Genomic DNA, 22,227 nt, shown 5'->3' with positions numbered 1-22,227 from the left:
GGTCGGCCGGGCCGGTCCGTCCGAGCCCGGGAGAACGATGCCGAGGGTCCTGCGATTCCGCTCGCGGTGGGCGAGCGCCGCCGCCGGACTGTCCGTGCTGGCCTCCGCCCTGGCGGGCTGCGGGGGCGGTGACGGCGCGGGCCCGGCGGTCCTGGACTGGTACAACTTCCCGGACGACTCGGGCGCCCTCCAGCAGGCCGCCGACCGCTGCGGGCAGCGGTCCGGCGGGCGCTACACGATCCGCTACAACAAGCTGCCGCGCGGCGCGGACGGCCAGCGCCAGCAGCTGGTGCGCCGGATGGCGGCGCACGACGCCGGGGTGGACATCCTGGGCCTGGACGTCACCTGGCCCGCCGAGTTCGCCGAGGCCGGATGGATCCGCGAGTGGACCGGGGCGATGCGCGAACGGGCCACCGCCGACACCCTGGACGCGGCGGTGCGCACCGCGACCTGGCGGGGCCGGCTGTACGCGGTGCCGTACAACTCCAACACCCAGCTGCTCTGGTACCGCGAGGACCTGGTGCCCACCCCGCCCGGGACCTGGGCGGAGCTGCTCGCGAAGGCGAAGGAGCTGGCCGACGAGGGCAGGCCGCACCTGGTGGAGATCCAGGGCGCCCAGTACGAGGGACTGACGGTCTGGTTCAACACGCTGGTCACCAGCGCGGGCGGCTCGATCCTCACCCCCGACGCCCGGGCGCCCTCGCTCGGGGCGCCCGCCGTCACCGCCGCGGGCGTGATGCGCGACCTGGCGGACTCGGTGGCCGCCGACCCCTCGCTGGCGAACCAGATGGAGGACCAGAACCGGCTGGCCATGGAGTCCGGCACGGCCGCCTTCGAACTCAACTACCCCTTCGTCTACCCCTCGATGAAGGCCAACCGGCCCGACCTGTTCCCGCGCCTGCGGTGGGCCCCGTACCCCGCGGTGACCGCCGGCCGCCCCGCCAGCGTGACCATCGGCGGGATCGACCTCGCGGTGGGCGCCTACAGCCGGCACCCCGAGCTGGCGGCCGAGGCCACCCTCTGCCTGCGCGACCGGGACAACCAGCTCACCAACGCGCTGGAGGGCGGGCTCCCGCCCTCGCTGCGCGGCCTGTACGCCACGCCCGAACTCGTCGCCAGCTACCCGTTCGCCGCCGACGTGCTGGCCGCCCTCGACTCCGCGAGCGTGCGGCCGCCGACCCCGGCCTACCAGAACGTCTCGATCGCCGTCTCGCACACCCTCTCCCCGCCGTCCGGCATCCGCCCGGAGCGGGACGTGGCCGATCTGCGCGGGCAGATCCAGGCCGCCCTCGGCTCGAAGGGGCTGATCCCGTGACACCGTCCACCGAGGCCGCCGCCGCGGCCGCACCGAGGCCCGCCGCGCCCTCGCGCGGTGCCCGCCAGGAGCGCCGGCTGGGCCTGCTGCTGTGCGCGCCGGCGGTGATCGTGATGCTCGCGGTCACCGCCTACCCGATCGGCTACGCGCTGTACCTGTCCCTCCAGCGCTACGACCTGCGCTTCCCCGACCAGGCCCACTGGGTGGGGCTCGCCAACTACGGCGCGGTGCTGACCTCGCCGTTCTGGTGGCGGGCGCTGGGCGTCACGGCGCTGGTCACCGCGGTGTCGGTGGCCGTCGAGCTGGTGCTCGGCCTGGCGCTCGCCCTGGTGATGCACCGGGCGGTCCTCGGCCGCGGCACCGTGCGCACCGCGGTGCTGGTGCCGTACGGGATCGTCACCGTGGTCGCCGCCTACTCCTGGCAGTACGCCTGGACGCCGGGCACCGGCTACCTGGCCGCCCTGCTGCCGGAGGGCAGTGCCCCGCTCACCGAGCAGTGGCCGGCGATCGGTCTGATCGTCCTCGCGGAGGTGTGGAAGACCACCCCGTTCATGGCGCTGCTGCTGCTCGCGGGCCTGGCGCTGGTCCCGGACGAGACGGTCCGGGCGGCGATGGTGGACGGCGCGGGCTTCCGGCAGCGGCTGTGGCTGGTGATCCTGCCGCTGATGAAGCCGGCGATCCTGGTCGCGCTGCTCTTCCGGACCCTGGACGCCTTCCGGATCTTCGACAACGTCTACGTGCTGACCGGAGGCTCCAACGGCACCGGCTCGGTGTCGATCCTCGGCTACGACAACCTGTTCACCGCGCTCAACCTGGGCATCGGTTCGGCGATCTCGGTGCTGGTCTTCGTCTGCGTGGCGCTGATCGCCCTGGTCTTCGTCAAGCTGTTCGGCGCGGCGACGCCGGGCGCGGAACCGGGGCGGCGGTGAGCGGCCGGTCCGCCCGGACGCTCACCGGCTGGGGCGTCGCCGACCTGCTGGTGGTGCTCTACGCGCTCTTCCCGGTGTGGTGGATCGTGGCGCTCTCCTTCAAGGACCCGAGCACCCTCTCCGACGGCGCCTTCGTGCCCCGCCGGTGGACCCTGGCCAACTACCGCGGCATCTTCCGGACCTCGGAGTTCACCCGCGCCCTGGTGAACTCGATCGGCATCGCGGTGATCGCCACCACCGTCGCCGTCGTGCTCGCCACGATGGCCGCGTACGCGGTGGCCCGGCTGCGCTTCCCCGGCAAGCGGCTGCTGATCGGGGTGTCCCTGCTGATCGCGATGTTCCCGCCGATCTCGCTGGTCTCGCCGCTGTTCGACATCGAGCGGGCGCTCGGCCTGTTCGACACCTGGCCCGGGCTGATCATCCCGTACATGACCTTCTCGCTGCCGCTGGCGATCTACACGCTCTCGGCGTTCTTCCGGGAGATCCCCTGGGACCTGGAGAAGGCGGCCAAGGTGGACGGCGCCACCCCGTGGCAGGCGTTCCGGCTGGTCATCGCACCGCTGGCGGCACCCGGGGTGTTCACCACCGGCATCCTGGTCTTCATCTTCTGCTGGAACGACTTCCTGTTCGCCGTCTCGCTGACCTCCACCACGTCGGCCCGGACGGTGCCGGCCGCCATCGCCTTCTTCACCGGCAGCTCCCAGTTCGAGCAGCCGACCGGCTCGATCGCGGCCGCCGCGGTGATCATCACCATCCCGATCGTGGTCTTCGTGCTGCTGTTCCAGCGCCGCATCGTCGCCGGGCTCACCGCCGGCGCGGTCAAGGGCTGAGTACCCGAAGGCTGGGTTCCCGAAGGCTGGGTCCCCGAAGGTTGAGTCCCCGAAGGTCGAGCCCGTCCCACCCGGCGGGCCAGGAAGGCGGATCGTGGCCGAGATCGTCCTCGACGGCATCACCAAGCGCTACCCGGACGGCGCGCTCGCCGTGCGCGACGTCGACCTCACCATCGCCGACGGCGAGTTCGTGATCCTGGTGGGCCCCTCCGGCTGCGGCAAGTCCACCACGCTCAACATGATCGCCGGGCTGGAGGACATCACCGAGGGCACCCTGCGGATCGCCGGGGAGGTGGTCAACGACCGGGCGCCCAAGGACCGGGACATCGCGATGGTCTTCCAGAGCTACGCCCTGTACCCGCACATGAGCGTGCGCGACAACATGGGCTTCGCGCTGCGCCTGGCCAAGGCCGACAAGCGCGTCATCGCCGCGAAGGTCGAGGAGGCCGCCCGGATCCTGGACCTCACCCGGCACCTGGACCGCAAGCCCGCCAACCTCTCCGGCGGGCAGCGCCAGCGGGTGGCGATGGGACGGGCGATCGTCCGCGACCCCAAGGCCTTCCTGATGGACGAGCCGCTGTCCAACCTGGACGCCAAGCTCCGGGTGCAGATGCGCACCCAGATCGCCGCCCTGCAACGGCGCCTGGGCACCACCACCGTCTACGTCACCCACGACCAGGTCGAGGCGATGACGCTCGGCGACCGGGTGGTGGTGATGCGCTCCGGCGTCGTCCAGCAGGTCGGCTCGCCGCAGCACCTGTACGACGAGCCGGTGAACCTCTTCGTCGCCGGGTTCATCGGCTCGCCCGGGATGAACTTCCTCGGCGCCGTGCTGGAGCGGGGCGCGCTGCGCACCTCGCTGGGGGACCTGCCGCTGGACGACCGCACCCGGCGCGCCCTGGAGCGCGCGGACGCGCCGCGCGAGCTGATCGTCGGCATCCGCCCCGAGGACTTCGGGGACGCCGCCCTGGCCGAGGGGCACGCCGGCGGGGTGACCGTCACGGTGACCGTGGAGGTCCGGGAGTCGGTGGGCTCGGACGTCTACGTCCACTTCACGGAGGACGGCGGGCCGGTGCTCACCGACGAACTCGAGGAACTGGCCGCCGACTCGGGCCGGGCCGACACCGGGATGCGGGGGCACCGGGTGGTCGCCCGGCTGAGCCCGGCCACCCGGGCCGCCGAGGGCGGCCCGCTGGAGCTGTGGGTGGACACCGCGCGGATCCACGTCTTCGACCCGCGCGGCGGGGCGAACCTGACGCACCCGGAGCACTCGTAGCCGGGCACCGGACCGGAGCACGGAAGGCCCAACCCCCGGCGGGCGCGCGGTGTGCCTGACCGGGGCCGTCCGCAAGCCGACCTAAATTGCCCGGTTATGAGAGAAAATGTCGGAATCAGTCGTCGGACACTGCTCAAGGCCCTCCCCGCGGCCGCCCTCGTGGCCGCCTCCGACGGCATCCTCGCCCTTCCCCCGGCCGCGGCGGCGGCCGCCTTCCCGCAGCCGGTCGTCCGGAGCCCGCGGGCGGCCGCCGGGACGGCGCAGACGGCCGCCGGCAGGCCGAGGGCGGTGCTCGAACAGACGCTCGACGTGCGGTTCACGGACACCGACATCCCGGGCTACGGGACGGCCACCACCCGCACCTACAACGGGACCATCCCCGGGCCGACCCTGCGGGTGCGCGCCGGGGACACCCTGCGGCTGCGGCAGATCAACGGCCTGCCGCCCGACCGCCCCTACCGCGGCCCCCACAACCGCCCGCACCACCAGAACACCTTCAACCTGCACACCCACGGCCTGCACGTCTCCCCGTCCGGGAACGCGGACAACATCCTGCGCGAGTTCCGGCCGCGCACCGCGGACGAGGTCGAGGCCGGCGCCCCGGAACCGGAGTACCTGACCACCGTCGGGATTCCGGACGGCCACCCGGCCGGCACCTACTGGTACCACCCGCACGTGCACGGGTCCACCGCCGAGCAGATCGCCGGGGGGATGGCCGGGGTCATCATCGTCGAGGGCGACGTCGACGAGGTGCCGGAGATCGCGGCCGCCGCCGACGTGGTCGTGTGCATCAACGAACTCCGGCTCAAGAAGGGGAAGGTCCCCGAGTTCACGGCCGGCGACACGTTCGCCGCCGTCGCGCCGACCTTCACCGTCAACGGAGAGGTCAACCCCACCCTGGTGCTGCGCCCGGGCGAGGTCCAGCGCTGGCGGCTGGTGGGGGCGCTCGCGTTCACCACGCTTCCGCTCCACCTGACCGACGGCGACGACGACGTGACGCTGTACCAGATCGCCCAGGACGGCATCACCTTCCCCGCGCCGGTCGCCACCGGGACACTGGTCATGGCCCCCGGCAACCGCGCCGACGTGCTGGTCCTCGGCGGTGACCCCGGGACGTACGAGCTGCGGGCCGACGGGGTGTCCGGGCCGCTGATGACGGTCGAGGTCTCGGGGGAGGCCGTCTCCCCGCCGATGGGGCTGCCGGACCGGCTGCCGCAGGGCAAGCCGTTCCTCGACGCGGACGACGTCACCGACCCCGACGACGAGCGCAGCGTGGTCTTCCACGTCGACGGGGGCGTCTTCGCCAGGCCGTTCCCCAACGCCTACCGCGTCCTCGGCAGCAACCCGACCCCCGCGGCCGACCCCGACGGCGACCTCGCCGTCGACCCGGCCTACGGCCTGTTCGACCCGGACTACGTCAACCACACCCTGGCGCTCGACACCGTCCAGCGGTGGACCGTCCGCACCGACGACGACCGGCCGGTCTTCCACCACTCCTTCCACCTGCACACCAACCACTTCCTCGTCACCCACCGCAACGGCGAACGGCTCGACCCCCCGGTGTGGCACGACACCGTCAGCCTGGCCGGCGGGCGGCCGGGCGACACCTTCACCTTCCTGGTGAAGTACGAGGACTTCACCGGCCGCACCGTGCTGCACTGCCACCAGCTCCAGCACGAGGACCTCGGGATGATGCAGCTGATCGACTACGTCGAGCCGCGGCGGCCGGAGTCGGGCTCGCCGGGCTCGGGGCACCATGGGCACCGCCCCGGGCCGTCGGGGCAGGCCGGGCGGCCAGGTCGGGACGGTCGGGACGGTCAGGACGGGAAGCCGGGGCGGGTGCTTCCGGTCGGGCGCTGAGCCGGGCCGCGGGAAGTTCCAGGAGAATCGGTCCGGCGGCCGCGCGCGGGGGGTTCGGCCCCCGGCCGCCGGTATCCGGTCAACTCGGCGACCCGGCAGGTGGAGTTCGGTGGATCGCGGGCGCACGGGAGGCGGCCGGCCCTAGGCTCGTCCGGACACCGTGGTGCGAGGGGGAATGCTGTGGCCCGGAAGCCCGTCCGGCGACGCCGGCCGATCGCCGTCCGTGTGGCGCGGCGGGTGGCCAGACGCCACCCGGCGGTGGCGGGTGCGGCCGTCCTGGCCGCGCTCGTCCTGGTCCTGCTGGTGCTCCAGTGGGCGGCCCACCACCTGCTGCCGCTCGCCGCGTTGCTGGCCGTCGGCGCGGGCGCCGGGGTCGTCGTGCGGCGCGCGCGGGTGCGGACCAGGCAGCGGGAGCTGGACGCGCGGACCGCCGGACTGCGGCACATCGGCCCGTTCCTGTCGATGACCCCGAAGGCCTTCGAGCACGCGCTGGCGGACCTGTGCCGCCGGGACGGCTGCACGGCGGTGACGGTGGTCGGCGGGTCCGGCGACCTCGCGGCGGACGTGCTGGCCACCACCCCCACCGGGCAGCGGATCCTCATCCAGGCGAAGCGCTACGGGCCGCGGACCTTCGTCGGCTCCCGGGACGTCCAGACCGTGAACGGCACCTACCGCGACATACACCGCTGCGACCTGGCCGCCGTGGTGACGACCAGTTCCTTCACCAAGGCCGCCGCCGAGTTCTGCGGCCGGGTCGGCATCCGCGCCGTCGACCGGCGCGCGCTCGCCCTGTGGGCGGACGGGCGGGGCAAGCCGCCCTGGGCCTGAGACCGGGGACCTGAGACCGGGGGCCTGAGGCCCTGGACCCGGGGGGTGGGCCTGGACCCACCCCCCGCCGGGGGCGCAGCTGGATTCCGCCGGCCTCCCGTCGTTCCTAGTGTCGAGCACGAGCCGCCCGGAGCCGGGCGGCCGTGACGACGCGGGGAGGACGAGGTGCCGGGAAGCACGGCGCGGACGGGGCAGGAGGCCCCGGCACTGCGGCTGTCGGGACTGCGCAAGCGGTTCGGGTCGCACACCGCGGTGGACGGGGTGGACCTGGTGGTGCCGCGCGGGTCCCGCTACGGGCTGGTGGGGCCCAACGGCGCGGGGAAGACCACCGCGCTGTCGATGGCCGTCGGGCTGCTGCGGCCGGACGCCGGGAGCTCCGAGATCCTCGGGGTGGACGTGTGGAGCGACCCGGTGCGGGCCAAGGCGCTGGTCGGGGTGCTGCCCGACGGCATGATGCTGCCCGAGCGGCTGACCGGGCGCGAACTGCTGCACTACCTGGGCCGGTTGCGCGGTCTGCCGGCCGCCACCGCGGACGCCCGGGCCGAGGAACTGCTCGCCGTGCTGGAGCTGGACGGGGCCGAGCACACCCCCGTCATCGACTACTCCACCGGGATGCGCAAGAAGATCGGCCTGGCCACCGCCCTGCTGCACGCCCCCCGGCTGCTGGTCCTGGACGAGCCCTTCGAGGCCGTCGACCCGCTGTCCGCCGCGACCATCCGGGTCATCCTGCGGCGCTTCGTCGCCTCCGGCGGGTCGCTGGTGCTGTCCAGTCACGTGATGGCCCTGGTCGAGCAGTTCTGCGACCACGTCGGTGTGATCGCCTCCGGCCGGGTGCTGGCGGCCGGACCGGTCGACGAGGTCCGCGCCGGACGCGGCCTGGAGGAGGCCTTCGTCGAACTGGTCGGCGCCCGGACCGGGGGAGCGGAGGGGCTGTCGTGGTTGGCGTCCTGACCGGGATGAAACTGGCCGTCCTGCGGCGGTCGATGTCCGGCCCCCGGGCCGCGAGCCTGATCCTCGGGGCCGTCACCGGCCTCCTCGCGGCCGTCGGCACCGCGCTGCTCGGCCTGGCGGACTTCGCCACCCCCGAGGCCGGGGTCGGCGTGATCGCCGCCGTGCTGCTGGTCTGGACGGCCGGCTGGGCGCTCGGCCCGACCGTCACCGGCGGCGACCCGACCCTGCGCCTCGACTACGTCACCCTGGTGCCGCGGCGCCCCCGCACCCTCGCCCTCGGACTGCTCGGCGCCTCCTTCGTCGGTGTCGCCCCGCTGGTCAGCCTGGTCGCCCTCGCCGTGCTGCCGGTCTTCGGCGCCGGGCTGGGGCCGCTGCCCGCCCTGGTCGCCGTGCCCGCGCTGCTGCTGCACCTGCTGCTCGTCGTGGTGCTGTCCAAGCTCACCCTGAGCGTCCTCGGCGGCGCGACCCGCTCGCGCCTCGGCTGGGAGCTGGCCGCGCTGCTGCTCGGCCTGGTCATCGGCTTCCTCAACACCGGCTGGTTCGCGATCGGCTTCTTCGTACGGCTGCTCACCGGCGAGTGGGCCGGCGGCGTCGGCACCGCCGTACGGGTGCTGCCCTCGGGCTGGTCGGTGGTCGCGGTCGGCGCCGCCCGGCGCGGCGACTGGGCGCTGGTCACGGCGTGCCTCGGCGGACTGCTCGCCCTCTGCGCGCTGCTGTTCGCCGCCTGGACCGCCCTGCTCGCCCGGCACTTGGCGCACGGCACCGCCGGGGGCCGCCCGGCCGCCCTGCGGGGCTCCAGCAGTGCCATCCTGCTGAAGGCCGTGCCCGACACCCCCGCCGGGGCCGTCCTCGGCAAGGAACTGCGGCTGTGGACGCGCGACCCGCGCCGGGCCCGCGCCCTGCGGGCCGCGCTGTGGACCGGCGTGTTCACCGGCCTGCTCCCGCTGCTCGGCGGCTTCGACGTCCTGGTGCCGTGGACCGGTGTGGTCGCCGCGCTGTTCGCCGGCTCGCTGGGCGCCAACCTGTACGGCCTGGACGCCGGAGCGCTCTGGCTGACCATGGTCGTCCCCGGCGCCGAACGGGTCGACGTCCGGGCCCGACAGCTGGCCTGGCTGGCCGTCGTGGGCCCCGCCGCGCTGCTGCTCACCCTCGCGGCGAGCGCCGCAGTCCCGCCCGGGCGGGCCTGGCCCTGGCTGCTCGCCGCCCTGCCCGCCGTCCTCGGCGCCGGCGCCGGACTGGTGCCGCTGATGTCCCTGCTCGGCCCGGCGCCCGCACCGGACCGGCCCGGCGGAAACCCGCTGGACGCCCTCGGCGACGAGAGCGCCGACCAGGGCCGGATGCAGGGCTTGGCCGTCCTGCTGCTCCAGCTCCTCGCCGCGCTGCCCGCCGTCGGCGTCGTCCTGGCCGGCACCCTGCTGCCCAGCGCGCCGCTGCGCTGGGCCGGGGTGGCGGCGGGCCTCGGCACCGGGTGGCTGTACGCGTGGTGGCTCGGCCGGGCGGCCCGGCGACGGCTGGAGGCACACGGGCCGGAACTGCTCGACGCCCTGCGCAAGGGCGCCCGGCGGGCCCCGGCGGAGCGGGACGGCCCGGACCGGCTGCCGGCCGGCCGCGCCGCGGCGGTCGGACTGCTGACCACGGCGGGGATACTGGGCGTCGCCCCGCAGGGCGCGGTGGCGATGACCATGGCGTTCTTCCTGCCGGCCAACCGGAGCTGGTTCGCGGCCATGTACCTTCCCCCGGGCTGGCGGGCGCCGGCGGCGGGCGGGTTCATCCTGCTCGGGGCGGGGCTGCTGGTCGCGGCGCACCGGCTGAACCGGGGGGCCGTGCCTGCCGTGCCTGCCGTGGCGTCCGAGGCGTCCGTCGAGGCCGTCGCGTCCGTCGATCCCCTGGAACCGGAGGTCCCGTGAGCAGCCCGCAGTCCCCGGGCGTCCGAGCGTCGTGCCCGGCCGCGCGGGCGCTCGGGCGCCTCGCCGTCCTCACCCTGCTGGTACCGGCCGGGGCGGCGCTGGGCGCGCTCGTGCTGCTCGCTGCCGTGCTCTGGTGCGGCCTCGGACTGTTCCCGTTCGCCCTGCTGGCCGTCCGGCTGCTCCGCCGCGCGGCCGAGGCCGCCCGCCGGGTGGCCGGGCAGTGGTCGCAGGTGCCCGTGCCGTCGCCCTACCGGCCGCGCCCCGGGCTGGAGCGCACCCCGCACGGCTGGTTCTGGACCGGTCACGACTACCACAAGAACCAGTGGTTCGCGCGCGCGGCCCGCAACCTCCGCTGGATCTGGAACGACCCGGCGACCTGGCGCGACATCCTGTGGGCCGTCACCGACCCGCTGGTCGGCGGAGGCATCGCCGCCGCGCCCCCGCTGGCGGTCGGCTACGGCCTGTACGGGCTCGCCCAGCCCCTGCTGCCGGCGCCCGGCCCCGGCTACGACCTCCTCCCGTCGGCCGGCGCCCTCGCCCCGCTGTCCGGCCTGGCCCTGGTCGCGGGCGGCCTCGCCCTCGCCCGGCCCGCGCTGCGCCTGCACGGCCGGTGGACCCGCCTCCTGCTCGGCCCCACCGAGCGCGCCCGGCTGGCCCGGCGGGTCGAGCAGCTCACCGAGATCCGGCTGGACGCCACCGAGGCCCAGGCCGCCGAACTGCGCCGGATCGAACGGGACCTGCACGACGGCGCGCAGGCCCGGCTGGTCGCGGTGAGCCTGCGCCTGGGCGCCGTCGCGGCGCTGATCGACCACGACCCGGAACAGGCGAAGCGGGTGGTGACGGACGCCCAGGACAACGTCACCCAGGCCCTCCAGGAACTGCGTGACCTGGTGCGCGGGATCCACCCGCCGGTGCTCGCCGAACGAGGCCTCGCCGAAGGGGTGCGGGCGCTGGCGCTGGACGTCCCGCTGAAGGTCGAGGTCCGGACCGAACTGCCCGGGCGGGCGGAGGCGCCGGTGGAGTCGGCGGTCTACTTCGCCGTCAGCGAGGCGCTCACCAACGCCGTCAAGCACGGCGACGCCCGGCACGCCACGGTGCACCTCGCCCACGCCGCCGGACTGCTGCGCGCCGAGGTCACCGACGACGGCCGCGGCGGCGCCGACCCCGCCCGGGGCAGCGGCCTGCGGGGCATCCGGCGCAGGCTGGCCGCCTTCGACGGTACGCTCACGCTGACCAGCCCCCCGGGGGGTCCGACCCGGCTGATCATGGAGCTACCGTGCGCGTTGTCCTCGCCGAGGACCTCGTCCTGCTGAGGGACGGCCTCGCCCTGCTGCTCGGCGCCCACGGGCACGAGATCGTCGCCGCGGTGGAGAGCGGCCCCGAACTGGCCGCCGCGCTCACCGAACACCGCCCGGACATCGCGGTGGTCGACGTCCGGCTGCCGCCCACCTACTCCGACGAGGGCCTCCAGGCCGCGCTCGCCGCCCGCCGCGAACAGCCCGGCCTGCCCGTCCTGGTCCTCTCCCAGCACGTCGAACAGCTCTACGCCCGGGAGCTGATCGCCGACGGCACCGGCGGCGTCGGCTACCTGCTCAAGGACCGCGTCTCCAAGGCCGACCAGTTCGTCGACGCCGTCCACACCGTCGCCGCCGGCGGCACCGTGATGGACCCCCAGGTCATCGCCCGGCTGCTGGCCCGCAACGCCTACGACGAGCCGCTCGCCCTGCTCACCCCGAGGGAGCGCGAGGTCCTCGCGATGATGGCCGAGGGCCGCTCCAACGCGGCGATCGCCCAGCGGCTGCGCTTCAGCGAGGGGGCGGTCAGCAAGCACACCTCCGGCATCTTCGGGAAGCTGGGCCTGGGGGCCTCGGACGACGACAACCGCCGGGTGCTCGCGGTGCTCGCCTACCTGGACGGGACGCGGGCGGGCTGAGCGGACCGGGCGGCGCGGCGGGCACCGGCCCGGTCGCCCGCGAACGGCGGGCGGAGTAGCGTCACATCCGGTCACCGTACCGTGACGGTGAGCCGCCGGCGGTGGGCGTGGGGGGGACCCGCCGTCCCGACCGTCGACCCGACAGGAGCGCCCCCGTGGCCGTCCCCACCACCTTCGACCAGCACGTCACCGGCTACAGCCTTCCGCACGCCTACTGGCTGGCGAAGGCCTCCGAGCTCGCCTACCAGGACGGGGCGACCATCGACGAGCAGGCCCGCGCCTGGGGCTTCGACACCGTGCGCCACCACCAGACGCGCTTCACCCCGCCGTTCCCGCTCCAGGACACCCAGGCCTACACCATGGCCGGCGACGACATGATCGTCACCGCCTTCCGGGGCACCGAGCCCGCACAGCTCCGCGACTGGCTCACCGACGCCACCACCCCGCCCTGGCCGGGGCCCGCCCGGACGGGCTTCGTGCACTACGGCTTCGCCGAGGCCCTCGAATCGGTCTTCCCGGACGTCGCCAAGGCCATCTCCGACCTGCGGAGCAACGACCAGACCGTGTGGTTCACCGGCCACAGCCTCGGCGGCGCCCTCGCCATGCTGGTCGCCGCCCGCCTCGACCTGGAGGACCCGCGCCTGGCGGCCGACGGCGTCTACACCTTCGGGCAGCCCCGGACCTGTGACCGGCTGCTCGCCGCCGCGTACGACAAGGCGCTGAAGGGGCGCACCTTCCGCTTCGTCCACGGCAACGACATCGTGCCCGAGCTGCCGCCGGAGCCCGCCTTCACCCACGTCCAGGCGCTGCGCCACATCGACGACGCGGGCCGGATCGAGGAGAAGACCGGGCTGGTCGCCGGGCTGACCGACCGGGCCAAGGGGCTGGGCGCCGCGGCGTTCTCGCCGGACGGAGAGGGCATCCGCGACCACCTGATGCGGAGCTACCTGGCGGCGCTGGAGAAGAGTCTGGCCTGAACGGGGCGGCCGCGGCGCGCCCGGTTCCGGCCGGGCGCGCCGTCGTGTCCGGGGCCGGGGGACGGGCGGGGTGGACGGGCCGGGGACGGGCGGGGGGAAGGCGGGGAACCGGCCCGGTGATCATGGACGGATAGGCTGCCGTGATGTCAGGTCCTCACGGGGAGGGCAGGACTGATGAGGATCGGTGGTGTACGGACATGATGGGACCGGCGCATTCGCTGTCGGGTGCGGCCGCGTGGCTGGGGGTCGGTGCCGCGGCGGCCGGGCTGGGGGAGCCGATGCCCTGGCCGGTCCTGCTCGCGGGCACGCTGATCTGCGCGGGGGCGGCCCTGGCGCCGGACCTGGACCACAAGGCGGCGACGATATCCCGGGCGTTCGGGCCGCTGTCCCGGATCGCCTGCGAGGTGATCGACAACCTCTCCCACGCCGTCTACAAGGCCACCCGGGGCAAGGGCGACCCGCGCCGCTCGGGCGGCCACCGGACGCTGACGCACACCTGGCTCTGGGCGGTGCTGTGCGGGGCGGGCGCCGCGGCGGTGGCCGTGTACGGGGGCCGCTGGGGCGTGCTGGTGGTGCTGTTCGTGCACATGGTGCTGGCGATCGAGGGGCTGCTGTGGCGGCACGCCCGGGTCTCCAGCGACGTCCTGGTGTGGCTGCTCGGGGCGACCAGCGCCTGGATGCTCGCCGAGGTCCTCGACAAGCCCGGCAACGGCTCGCAGTGGCTGTTCGAGGAGCCCGGGCAGCAGTACCTGTGGATCGGGCTGCCGATCGGGCTCGGCGCGCTGGTGCACTGCCTGGGCGACGCGCTGACCGTCTCGGGCTGCCCGGTGCTGTGGCCGATCCCGGTCGGACGCAGGCGCTGGTACCCGGTCGGGCCGCCGAAGGGCCTGCGGTTCCGGGCCGGCAGCCGGGTGGAGGTCAAGGTGCTGACGCCGGTCTTCATGGGCGTCGGAGGCGTCTGCGCGGCGGGGGCGCTCGGCTTCTTCGGCTGAGGCGAAGTACCGGCTGCCCGCCGGGGGTGGACCCGACGGGCAGCCGCTCCGCCGACCGGCGGTTACTTCTCGGTCTCGACCGGACCGGCCACCGGCGCGTCGAAGCGCAGGTGCGCGGCGCCGCTCCAGTGGCTGGGCGGCAGCTCGATGGTGTTGGTGTACGCCGAGGCGCCGGTCTCGGTCTCGAGGGCCTGGAGGGCCAGGATCTTGGACATCAGCGGGCCGCCTTCTCGGTCGGGACGGGAGCGTCGTAGATGTAGTGCACGTCGCTGCTCCAGTAGCTGAACGGGGCCGCGGCCGGGGAGCCGGTCTCGGTCTCGATCCCCTGGAGGGCCAGGATCTTGGACATCAGTGGGCCGCCTTCTCGGTCGGGACGGGAGCGTCGTAGACGTCGTGCATGGTGCTGCTCCAGAAGCTGTACGGGACCGCGGCCGAGGCGCCGGTCTCGGTCTCGAGGGCCTGGAGGGCCAGGATCTTCGACATCAGCGGGCCGTCTCGTCCGCGACGGGGGCCTCGAAGCGCATGTGCAGGGCGCTGCTGGTGTGGCTGGGCGGCAGGATGGTGGTGTAGGCCGAGGCGCCGGTCTCGGTCTCCAGCCCCTGGAGGGCCAGGATCTTCGACATGGTCCGTTCCTTTCGGTGAGGTGGGCGCGGCCACCGGGTGGCGGCCGTCGTCCTTCCCCCGGCTCGGGGCCGGGGAAGTCCGTGGTGCCGGGAGAGTCCGGCGGGTGTCAGGCGAGGTCCGTGATGCCGGGCAGCGGCACCGGGCCGAGCACCGCCTCGTGCAGGGTGGTCAGCACTCCGGCCGCGCCGGTGGCCAGGTCCGTCGAGAGCCGCAGCGAGCGGCGGCCCGGGAAGGCCAGGTGGCCGCGATGGTCCATCACGTGCCACTCCAGCAGCCGCAGATGGCGGTCGGCCGCCGCCGGGTTCCCGGTCCGCAGCTGGTGCAGCAGCAGCCCGGCCCGGCCCTCGAACAGGCCGGCCGCGGCGATCAGGTCCGGCAGGCAGGCACGGTCGGCGGCCGCCAGGGCCTCGGCGAAGCGCTCGGGCAGCCGGTCGGGGCCGGTGCGCCGGGCCAGTTCGGCGATCAGGCCCGCGGTGCCCACGCCGCCCGCGGCCAGGTACGGCAGCTTGCGGCGGAAACGGTCCTCGGGCAGGAAGAGCATCCCGTCGGTGATGTCCGCCTCGTCCAGCTCGCGGCCGAGCGCCGCCTCGGCGGCCGTCAGCCACTCGCTCCCTCCGGTGTGCCCGTGCAGCCGCAGGAACAGCGCGGCCTGCCCGCTCCAGCCGTCCAGCAGGCCGCGCAGCAGCGGCGCGCGCTCCTCCCGGGCCAGCTCGTGCCCGAGTTCCAGGGCCTGCTCGGCCAGGTGGTCCCAGCCGAGCGGGCCGGCCAGGTCGAGCAGGCCGAGCGCGATGCCGGCGCGTCCGGAACCGAGCCCCGGGTCGAGCGGAAGCTCGGCGGCGAGCAGCCGCTCGACCAGTGCGCCGGCCGCGTCCGGGGCGCCGAGGCGGGCCAGCGTCCAGGCGATGCCGGTCAGTCCGTCGTACAGCCCGGTCGGCAGGTCGGGTGTGGCGCCGGTGCGGGTGATCAGCCAGTCGGTGTGCCCGGCGGGGGCGGGCCGGCCGCAGGCCCCCAGGGCGTACAGCACGCCGGCCGCCCCGTGGGCGAGGCCCAGGCCGTTGTGGGTCGGCCCGAACTGTTCGACGTCCCCGGGGAAGAGACGGTCGGCGCGCTCCGGGGTGGCCGTCGCCAGGATGCCCGCGGCCAGCGAGTCCAGGACCGGGCGCCAGGCCTCGGTGTCCGCCGCCGGTGCCTGCGGCCAGGCCGGTCGCGACGGTGCCGGGCCGTCGGCCGCCCCGGGGCGGCGCTCGGTGGCGCCGGGCGGCAGCTTCCCGCCGGCCGCCCGGTGCAGCGCCTGGGCGACCTCGGCCCCGAAGCCGGGGGCGACGGGGTAGCGCGCGGAGATCTCCCGTGCGGCCAGCTCGGCCTTGCCGGAGTCCAGCGCGAGCAGGTGGTTCACCGGCAGGAAGAGGTAGAGCCGCAGCGCGGCGAGGGCGTACGCGTCCACCGCGGTGCCGCGCCGGGCGGCGGGCGAGACGAAGCCGGGCGCGCCCAGCGGTGGCGCGGTGGCGTCGTCGACCGGGAAGGAGATCTCGAAGTCGACCAGCGCGCACCGCCCGTCCGGCCGGATCAGTACGTTGTTGGGGTGGAGGTCGCCGAAGACGAGCCCGCGCTCGTGCAGCGCCGCCAGCATGCCGGTGACCTGCTCGACCACGTCGAGCGCCCAGGTGGTGTACCGGGCCAGCTCGGCCTCGTCCGGGTCGGGGTGGGCGAGCGGACAGGTGCGGGTGAAGACCTCCTCCAGCCGCTCGCCCTCGATGTACTCCTCGACCAGGTAGTGGTGCTCCCAGACCTGCCGGTACTCGTGGAGCGCGGGTACGCAGTCCAGTCCGGCCAGCGCCTCCAGCACCCGGCGCTCGCTCAGCAGCCGCTGCACGGCGTCCCGGTCGGCGTGGTCCAGGCCGGCGTGCGGGCGGGCCTCGCGCAGCACGACCTGCCGGCCGTCGCGCCGGTCGGTGGCCAGGTAGACGCCGCCGCCGTTGGAGAAGTGCAGCGCCTTGGTGACCTCGAACGGGAAGTCCTCCGCCGTCTCCGCGGCCTCCCGCTCGGCGTCGGCGGCCAGTTGGGCCTTGACGACCTCCGGCACCGGTGCCCAGTCCGGCACCGCGAAGACGGTGCCCCGGACGTCCGGGACGAGTTCGCCGTCCGGCCCGCTCATGGCGGGCACCCGCCGGCCGTGCTCGTCGGTGCAGTAGCGCTCGCTGAACGAGCCGAAGCGCAGGTAGAGCGGGCCCTCCCGGTAGCGCAGGTCGCTCAGCACGTACGGGCCGGGGACGCCCTTGAGCAGGTCCGACAGTTCGTCGAGCACCTGGGTCAGCCGGGCGTCGTCCTCGGGGTAGAGCGTGATCAGCTTGCCGCTGGAACGGCGGTCGGCGTACTTGCTGTTCAGCATGTGCACGGTGGCCCGGCCGCGCAGGAACTTCCAGGTCAGCTCGTGCTCCAGGCAGTACGCCAGGACCTGGTCGATCACCCGCTCGGCCTCGTCCGGGGTCGCCGAGACGTGCACCTTCCAGCCCTGCTCGGGCAGCCGCGGGCGCGGGGGCCTGACGTGCACCCAGGGGCCGTGCTCGTGGCGCTGCCAGCCGGGCGGCAGCGGGGTGGTGGCGGCGGCGAACCGGTCGTCCGGGCGTTCGGCGCGGGCCGGGTCGTCGTAGAACAGCGGGTCGGCGAGGCAGTGGCGCTCGTAGCGGTCGTCCACGGTGCCCGCCTCAGCCCGCGGTCCGCGACCGGCGGGGCCGCCGCGGGAGGGCCGGCGACTCGGAGGGCCGCGGGTGGAAGGGCTGCGGGCGGCACCCGTCGGCGTCCGGCCCGGTGGTCGTCCGGGCGTCGGATGTCGTCGTCAAGGGAACCCCCCGGGAGCAGTGGATCCCGCCGGTTGCGGGCTGCGACAGACCCTGCCAGCCGGGTCGCCCCGGGTCGACGGGTCCGATCCGCCACCTTCCTGCCAGGCAGCTTGCGGGCGGATCGGGGGTGCCGGGCCGGGCCGGGGTCAGCGTCCGGGGTGGGCCGCCGCCGTGGTGACCTGGTGGCCGGCCTTCGCGGTGAGCCGCTGGACGGCCGGTACGACGGCGGGTACGGAGGCCGGGACGGGGGCCGGCACGGGGGCCCGCTCGGGTCCGAGGTAGCGGCCGCGGACCGCGGCGACGATCTCGGCGCTCGCCCGTCCGGTGCCGTAGGGGGAGGGGAGCCGGCCGAGCCGCTCGGTGAGGGTCTCGTCGGCCAGCAACTCCCGCAGCGCGCGGGCGAGTTCGTGGCCGGGCCGGGCGAGCCGGGCGAAGCCGGCCTGGATGGCCTCGGGGCGCTCGGTGGAGTTGCGCACCACCACGAGCGGGCGCTTGAGCACCGTGCACTCCTCCTGGACCCCGCCGGAGTCCGAGACCAGCAGGCGGCAGTGCCGGGCCAGGGCGAGGAAACCGGGGTGGTCCAGCGGCTCGATCCGGCGCAGCCGGGTGGCCGGTCCGCGTAGGCCGAACGCCTCGACGGCGGCCCGGGTGCGGGGGTGCAGCGGCAGCAGCACCGGCAGTTCCAGCGCGGCGAGTTGGCCGAGGATCTGGGCGAGCCGGGCGGCGTCGTCGGTGTTCTCGGGCCGGTGGATCGTGGCGAGCACGTAACCGCCGGGGGTGACGCCGTGCCCGGCCATGACGCGGTGGGCCTCGGCCTCGGACGGCAGGGTCTCCAGGGTCGCCTCGACGACGGTGTTGCCGGTGACCACCACCCGGTCCGGTCGGATGCCCTCGCGCAGCAGGTGCGCCGCCGCGATCGCGGTGGGTGCGCAGTGCAGGTCGGCGAGCGGGGCGATCAGTCGGCGGTTGGCCTCCTCGGGCATGTCGGGGTCGAAGGAGCGCAGACCGGCCTCGACGTGGACGACGGGTATGCCGGCGCAGTGCGCGGCGAGGGCGCCCGCGGCGGCGGTGTTGGTGTCGCCCTGGACGACGACGGCGGCCGGCGGGTGGGCCGCGAGGTGGTCGCTCAGGGCGCTGACCATCCGGCCGATCTGCCGGCCGCGCGGCTCGCCGCCGACGCCGGTCAGCAGGTGGTGCGGGCGGGGGAGGCCGTACTGGGTGAAGAAGGTGGTGGTGAGGGCCGGGTCCCAGTGCTGGCCGCTCCACACGATGCGGGCCCGCGGGCCGAGGAGCCGGGCCACTCCGGCGAGTTTGACGATCTCCGGCCGGGTGCCGAGGACCAGGGCGACATCGGTCGAGGACATGGCGCTCCGATGGGGCGAGGGGTGGGGCGGGGGAAGTAACAGCAGACGATATGGGCGGATTCGAAAGAAATGTCCACACCTCGGGCCGATGTCACCCACTTGGCCTAGGAGGCTCGGATCGGCCCAGGTGGGACGGGGGGTCGGTTCGTGTGCCACCCCATCAAGACTGTTCGCACCGGGCCGATTTGGCGTGACTGCGGCAAACGGGTGAATTCCACCCGAATGGGCGCGCCGCATCTTTCCGATCATCCGATCGGCCCAGCAACATACGGCTCCAGATCACGAAGATCGGGACAACCCGGTCGCAACGAGAGGAACCCACCCATGTACGGACCGATAGGCGGCGGCCTTCCCCCGACGGCGGCCGGCGGCGGCGTCCTGGCCTCGACCGGCTCGCCCGGCCTCGGCATCGCCGCCGCGGCCGGCACGGCCCTGGTGCTGGTGGGGGTCGCGCTGCTGCGGCGCAGCCGGCTGGCGGCCGACGGGGACGCGCCGGGCCGGGACGCGCCCGGCCGCCGCGACCGCGACGACCGGTAGCCGCGACCGCCGGCCGCCCCGAAGGCCGGCCGCCGACGCGCCGAACTCCGCCGACCCGCCGTTCCCCCAAGGGGTTTCCTCGTGACCGCAGATGCTCACCCGCAACCCGCCCGACCGCCGGGGGCGGCCCGCCGGCCGCCGTCCCGGCACGGCCGCACCCCGCTGTCCGGCCGGGTGCTCGCCGCAGTGGCCGGGCCGCTGCTGCTGGGGCTGTGCGGGTTCCTGGTCGTCGGTGAACGGGCCTACCGGTTCCGCGAGATGGCCGCCGCCCGGTGGCTCGTCTCGCACGGGCTCGGCCTGCGCACCCTGCTGCTCGAATCCCCCGACGCGCCGGTGCTGTACGCCGGCGACGCGGGCGGATTCGGGCGGGGGATCGCCCTGAGCACCGGGTGCGGCAGCGCTCTGCTGATCGCCCCGCTGGCCCTGCTGGCCGGTGTCCTGCTGCTGTTCGGCACCCGCCGGCCGACCCGGGTGCTGCTGGGCTTCGTCCTGGCGGCCGGCCTCGTCGTCGCCGCCAACCTGGGCCGGCTGACGCTGATCGTCGCCATGCAACACCGGTACGGCGACGAGGGGTTCGGCTGGACCCACGTCCTGTTCGGCTCGCTGCTGATGATGGCCGCCGGCCTGATCGCGCTGCTGCTCTTCCTCTTCCTGACCACTCGAACGTCCACCCGCGACACGGAGGCCGGTGCGCCGTGACCCTGCTCGACCTGTCCGTCTCGCTGTCCTTCGTGCTGGGGATCGGCTTCCTCGCCTACGTCGCCGTGATCGTGCGCGGCTTCCTGCGGGCCCGCCCGGACGCCACCGGCGATCCGGACCGCTTCGACTGGCACTTCCTCATACCCTGCCGGGACGAGGAGGCCGTGATCGGCACCACCCTGGACTACCTCGACCGGCGCTTCCCCCGGGCGCACGTCTGGGTCGTCGACGACCACTGCGAGGACCGGACGGCCGAGGTGGTGCGGTCCAGGGCGGACGCGGGGCGCCCCGTCCACCTGGTGAGCCGGCGGCTGCCGCGGGCCCGCACCGGCAAGGGCGACGCCCTGAACGCCGCCTACCGGGCGCTCGAGGCCTGGCTGCCCGAGGACACCGACGCCGACCGGGTCGTGCTGACCGTCGTGGACGCCGACGGCCGGCCCTCCCCGGGGATGCTGGAGGTCTTCGCCGGTCCGTCCTTCTTCGCCGACCCGGACATCGGCGCCGTCCAGGTCGAGGTCCGGATGTCCAACCGCGACGTGGCCGTGCCGCTGCCCCACCGGGGGAGCCTGGCCAACCGGTTCGCCCGGCTGCTGGCCCGCTTGCAGGACATCGAGTTCCGCGGCCCGATCTCCGCGATCCAGATCACCCGCCGGCTCACCCGGACCGTCAACGTCGGCGGCAACGGCCAGGCCAACCGGCTCAGCGCGCTGCGCTCGATCGACCGGGGCGGCGGCGAACCGTGGGGCAAGGCGCTGCTGGAGGACTTCGAGCTCGGGCTGCGGATGATGCTGGCCGGCTGGCGCAACGGCTACACCACGACCGCCTGGGTGGACCAGGAAGCCCTGTGGAACGTCCGGCAGTTGATCACCCAGCGGGTCCGCTGGGCGCAGGGCTCGATGCAGTGCGCGCCGTACCTGCGCCGGGTCTGGCGCTCCCGCGAGTTCAGCACGCCGGGCTTCCTGGAAGTCCTCTACTTCATGGTCCAGCCCTGGCTCCAGGTCGTCGGCCTGGTGGTCTACACCGTGCCGATCGCGGCCTTCGCCTACAACGCCGTCTTCTACCCCGCGTTCGTGCTCGACTTCCTCCGCCAGGGCGGCGCGGTGCTGATCGCGTTCTACCTGGTCGTGGGCGTCGCCGAGTTCGCCCTCTGGGGCCCGCTGTACCGGCGCCGCAGCGAGCCGGGGATCAGCCGCCGGGCCGCGCTCGGCTACGGACTCGCCCTCGCGGTGTACGCCGCGACCACCTACCTCGTTGCGGTCCGCGCCTTCTGGCGGATCGTGCGGGGCAAGGGCGCCTGGCACAAGACGGCCCGCACGGCCGCGCCGCCGCCGGGGCCCGCCGCGCCGCCGGCGGGCACCGGGCCCGAGGCCGCCACCGCCTGAGCGCCCAGGACTTCTCCCCGACCGGCGATGCCGCGGCCGCTCCGAACGCCGCGGCCGGTCGGCGGAGTCGACGCACCACCCTTTCCCGCCCCCGCCCCCGCGCCGCGGACGCGCCTGTCCGCCGTGCGACCCATCCGAAAGGCCAACCCGTGAGAACTCGTACCCGCAACCGCGTCCTCGCCGGAACCGCGCTCGCCGCCCTCGGGGCCCTCTCCGTGGCCTCCCCGGCGTACGCCGCCCTGCCCGCCCCCGCCGCGGACGCCTACGTCGTCTCCACGGAGGCCCTGGGCGGCATGGTCGCCGTCGCGCCGTCACCCGAGTCGACCTACCCGGCCGGCGGCACCCGGACCCTGGTCGGCCTCAACATCGGGCCGGTCGCCACCGACTCCACGCTGACCGCGACCACCGCCGGGGACCCGGCGGCCGGCACCTCCTCGGCCTCCGCGACGGTCGACAAGCTGGGGCTCAACCTCGGTGTCGCCTCGGTCTCGCTGACCGGCGTCAACTCGACCTGCACCGCCACCCCGACCGGGGCCACCGGCAGCGGCCTGATCGCGGGCGGGTCGGTCAGCGTCGCCGGCCTCCCGACCAACCTCCAGGCCAACGCCCCCGCCAACACCAAGGTCAGCATCCCGCTGGTCGGCTCGATCGTGCTCAACGAGCAGACCACCGACGCGAACGGGGTGCTGACCGTCAACGCCGTCCACATCACCCTGCTGCCGTCGCTGAACGGCGCCAACCTGGTCATCGGCCACGCCTCGTGCGGCGGGGCCGAGCCCGCGGCCTCGGTCCCGATGATCGACCCGTCGGTCGCCGGGGTGGGCGGCGGCGCGGTGGTCGCCGGCGCCCTCGCCACCGTCCACCTGCGCCGCCGCGCCACCAAGGGCGCCACACCGGCCGCCTGACGGTCCGTCCGTCCGGTGCGAGCCGCGCGGGACGGCGGGCGGGGGCTGCCCCGGGGCCGTCATGGACCGGGGCGGCCG

At 74.9% G+C, this 22,227-nt stretch carries 22 protein-coding genes; 16 read left to right on the top strand and 6 right to left on the bottom strand.

The window, feature by feature from the left end; all coding sequences use genetic code 11:
• Positions 1-37: 37 nt before the first annotated feature.
• The 12 genes from ACFRMQ_RS06620 to ACFRMQ_RS06565 all read left to right on the top strand — a co-directional run bounded on the left by ACFRMQ_RS06620 (position 38) and on the right by ACFRMQ_RS06565 (position 13,798).
• A complete protein-coding gene (locus ACFRMQ_RS06620) occupies positions 38-1,315 on the top strand; it encodes an ABC transporter substrate-binding protein (protein ID WP_380727641.1) in 1,278 nt (425 codons plus the stop codon).
• Positions 1,312-2,244 carry a carbohydrate ABC transporter permease gene (locus ACFRMQ_RS06615; RefSeq protein WP_380727639.1) on the top strand — a complete coding sequence of 311 codons (933 nt, stop codon included), beginning with the start codon at positions 1,312-1,314 and terminating at the stop codon, positions 2,242-2,244. The genes ACFRMQ_RS06620 and ACFRMQ_RS06615 overlap by 4 nt, the downstream gene beginning before the upstream one ends.
• On the top strand, positions 2,241-3,074 hold the full coding sequence (locus ACFRMQ_RS06610; RefSeq protein ID WP_380727637.1) for a carbohydrate ABC transporter permease: 834 nt from the start codon (positions 2,241-2,243) through the stop codon (positions 3,072-3,074). The genes ACFRMQ_RS06615 and ACFRMQ_RS06610 overlap by 4 nt, the downstream gene beginning before the upstream one ends.
• 94 nt (positions 3,075-3,168) lie before the next feature.
• Positions 3,169-4,350 (top strand): ABC transporter ATP-binding protein, encoded by a 1,182-nt coding sequence (locus ACFRMQ_RS06605; protein ID WP_380727635.1) that lies wholly within the window; start codon positions 3,169-3,171, stop codon positions 4,348-4,350.
• Positions 4,351-4,446: 96 nt separating this feature from the next.
• Entirely contained in the window at positions 4,447-6,210 is a 1,764-nt protein-coding gene (locus ACFRMQ_RS06600) for a multicopper oxidase family protein (protein ID WP_380727632.1), read from the top strand.
• Positions 6,211-6,447: 237 nt separating this feature from the next.
• Entirely contained in the window at positions 6,448-7,038 is a 591-nt protein-coding gene (locus tag ACFRMQ_RS06595; RefSeq protein WP_380727630.1) for a restriction endonuclease, read from the top strand.
• 165 nt (positions 7,039-7,203) lie between these two features.
• Complete coding sequence (locus tag ACFRMQ_RS06590) at positions 7,204-7,989, top strand: ABC transporter ATP-binding protein (RefSeq protein ID WP_380727628.1); 786 nt, start codon at positions 7,204-7,206, stop codon at positions 7,987-7,989.
• Positions 7,974-9,896 carry a hypothetical protein gene (locus tag ACFRMQ_RS06585; RefSeq protein ID WP_380727626.1) on the top strand — a complete coding sequence of 641 codons (1,923 nt, stop codon included), beginning with the start codon at positions 7,974-7,976 and terminating at the stop codon, positions 9,894-9,896. Before ACFRMQ_RS06590 ends, ACFRMQ_RS06585 begins: the two co-directional genes overlap by 16 nt.
• Complete coding sequence (locus ACFRMQ_RS06580) at positions 9,893-11,209, top strand: histidine kinase (RefSeq protein ID WP_380727624.1); 1,317 nt, start codon at positions 9,893-9,895, stop codon at positions 11,207-11,209. The genes ACFRMQ_RS06585 and ACFRMQ_RS06580 overlap by 4 nt, the downstream gene beginning before the upstream one ends.
• Positions 11,173-11,829 carry a LuxR C-terminal-related transcriptional regulator gene (locus ACFRMQ_RS06575; protein WP_380727622.1) on the top strand — a complete coding sequence of 219 codons (657 nt, stop codon included), beginning with the start codon at positions 11,173-11,175 and terminating at the stop codon, positions 11,827-11,829. The genes ACFRMQ_RS06580 and ACFRMQ_RS06575 overlap by 37 nt, the downstream gene beginning before the upstream one ends.
• 155 nt (positions 11,830-11,984) lie before the next feature.
• Positions 11,985-12,806: a lipase family protein gene (locus ACFRMQ_RS06570; RefSeq protein ID WP_380727620.1), complete on the top strand. Its 822-nt coding sequence runs from the start codon at positions 11,985-11,987 to the stop codon at positions 12,804-12,806.
• Between the two features lie 197 nt (positions 12,807-13,003).
• Positions 13,004-13,798, top strand: a complete 795-nt coding sequence (locus ACFRMQ_RS06565; protein WP_380727618.1) for a metal-dependent hydrolase — start codon at positions 13,004-13,006, stop codon at positions 13,796-13,798.
• 62 nt (positions 13,799-13,860) lie between these two features.
• On the opposite strand, the gene ACFRMQ_RS06560 is transcribed toward ACFRMQ_RS06565, so the two are convergent.
• The 6 genes from ACFRMQ_RS06560 to wecB all read right to left on the bottom strand — a co-directional run bounded on the left by ACFRMQ_RS06560 (position 13,861) and on the right by wecB (position 18,626).
• On the bottom strand, positions 13,861-14,013 hold the full coding sequence (locus ACFRMQ_RS06560; RefSeq protein ID WP_380695917.1) for a hypothetical protein: 153 nt from the start codon (positions 14,011-14,013) through the stop codon (positions 13,861-13,863).
• Positions 14,013-14,147 (bottom strand): hypothetical protein, encoded by a 135-nt coding sequence (locus tag ACFRMQ_RS06555; RefSeq protein ID WP_380727616.1) that lies wholly within the window; start codon positions 14,145-14,147, stop codon positions 14,013-14,015. The genes ACFRMQ_RS06560 and ACFRMQ_RS06555 overlap by 1 nt, the downstream gene beginning before the upstream one ends.
• Positions 14,147-14,281: a hypothetical protein gene (locus tag ACFRMQ_RS06550; RefSeq protein WP_380727614.1), complete on the bottom strand. Its 135-nt coding sequence runs from the start codon at positions 14,279-14,281 to the stop codon at positions 14,147-14,149. Before ACFRMQ_RS06550 ends, ACFRMQ_RS06555 begins: the two co-directional genes overlap by 1 nt.
• On the bottom strand, positions 14,281-14,421 hold the full coding sequence (locus tag ACFRMQ_RS06545) for a hypothetical protein (protein WP_380727612.1): 141 nt from the start codon (positions 14,419-14,421) through the stop codon (positions 14,281-14,283). The genes ACFRMQ_RS06550 and ACFRMQ_RS06545 overlap by 1 nt, the downstream gene beginning before the upstream one ends.
• Before the next feature lie 107 nt (positions 14,422-14,528).
• On the bottom strand, positions 14,529-17,117 hold the full coding sequence (lanKC, locus tag ACFRMQ_RS06540; protein WP_380727610.1) for a class III lanthionine synthetase LanKC: 2,589 nt from the start codon (positions 17,115-17,117) through the stop codon (positions 14,529-14,531).
• A 291-nt stretch (positions 17,118-17,408) separates the two neighbouring features.
• Complete coding sequence (gene wecB / locus ACFRMQ_RS06535) at positions 17,409-18,626, bottom strand: non-hydrolyzing UDP-N-acetylglucosamine 2-epimerase (RefSeq protein WP_380727608.1); 1,218 nt, start codon at positions 18,624-18,626, stop codon at positions 17,409-17,411.
• Between the two features lie 324 nt (positions 18,627-18,950).
• Here wecB and ACFRMQ_RS06530 point away from each other — a divergent pair, with 324 nt between their 5' ends.
• The 4 genes from ACFRMQ_RS06530 (at position 18,951) to ACFRMQ_RS06515 (ending at position 22,149) form a co-directional block, all read left to right on the top strand.
• Complete coding sequence (locus ACFRMQ_RS06530; protein ID WP_380727606.1) at positions 18,951-19,163, top strand: hypothetical protein; 213 nt, start codon at positions 18,951-18,953, stop codon at positions 19,161-19,163.
• Between the two features lie 81 nt (positions 19,164-19,244).
• Entirely contained in the window at positions 19,245-19,862 is a 618-nt protein-coding gene (locus tag ACFRMQ_RS06525) for an exosortase/archaeosortase family protein (RefSeq protein ID WP_380727604.1), read from the top strand.
• A complete protein-coding gene (locus tag ACFRMQ_RS06520; RefSeq protein WP_380727602.1) occupies positions 19,859-21,244 on the top strand; it encodes a glycosyltransferase family 2 protein in 1,386 nt (461 codons plus the stop codon). Before ACFRMQ_RS06525 ends, ACFRMQ_RS06520 begins: the two co-directional genes overlap by 4 nt.
• Positions 21,245-21,393: 149 nt before the next feature.
• Positions 21,394-22,149: a choice-of-anchor P family protein gene (locus tag ACFRMQ_RS06515; RefSeq protein WP_380727600.1), complete on the top strand. Its 756-nt coding sequence runs from the start codon at positions 21,394-21,396 to the stop codon at positions 22,147-22,149.
• The last annotated feature ends 78 nt before the right edge of the window (positions 22,150-22,227 follow it).

Origin of the sequence: Kitasatospora sp. NPDC056783, assembly GCF_042789895.1 — a bacterium.
Classification (GTDB): domain Bacteria; phylum Actinomycetota; class Actinomycetes; order Streptomycetales; family Streptomycetaceae; genus Kitasatospora.
The sequence above is the reverse complement of the archived record's forward strand: the minus strand, read 5'-3'. Positions and strand labels throughout refer to the sequence as shown.

Coding starts and splice junctions, on each gene's coding strand:
- ACFRMQ_RS06620 (WP_380727641.1), top strand. CDS start 38: ATGCCGAGGGTCCTGCGATTCCGCTCGCGGTGGGCGAGCGCCGCCGCC.
- ACFRMQ_RS06600 (WP_380727632.1), top strand. CDS start 4,447: ATGAGAGAAAATGTCGGAATCAGTCGTCGGACACTGCTCAAGGCCCTC.
- ACFRMQ_RS06565 (WP_380727618.1), top strand. CDS start 13,004: ATGATGGGACCGGCGCATTCGCTGTCGGGTGCGGCCGCGTGGCTGGGG.
- ACFRMQ_RS06560 (WP_380695917.1), bottom strand. CDS start 14,013: ATGTCCAAGATCCTGGCCCTCCAGGCCCTCGAGACCGAGACCGGCGCC.
- ACFRMQ_RS06555 (WP_380727616.1), bottom strand. CDS start 14,147: ATGTCCAAGATCCTGGCCCTCCAGGGGATCGAGACCGAGACCGGCTCC.
- ACFRMQ_RS06550 (WP_380727614.1), bottom strand. CDS start 14,281: ATGTCGAAGATCCTGGCCCTCCAGGCCCTCGAGACCGAGACCGGCGCC.
- ACFRMQ_RS06545 (WP_380727612.1), bottom strand. CDS start 14,421: ATGTCGAAGATCCTGGCCCTCCAGGGGCTGGAGACCGAGACCGGCGCC.
- wecB (WP_380727608.1), bottom strand. CDS start 18,626: ATGTCCTCGACCGATGTCGCCCTGGTCCTCGGCACCCGGCCGGAGATC.
- ACFRMQ_RS06530 (WP_380727606.1), top strand. CDS start 18,951: ATGTACGGACCGATAGGCGGCGGCCTTCCCCCGACGGCGGCCGGCGGC.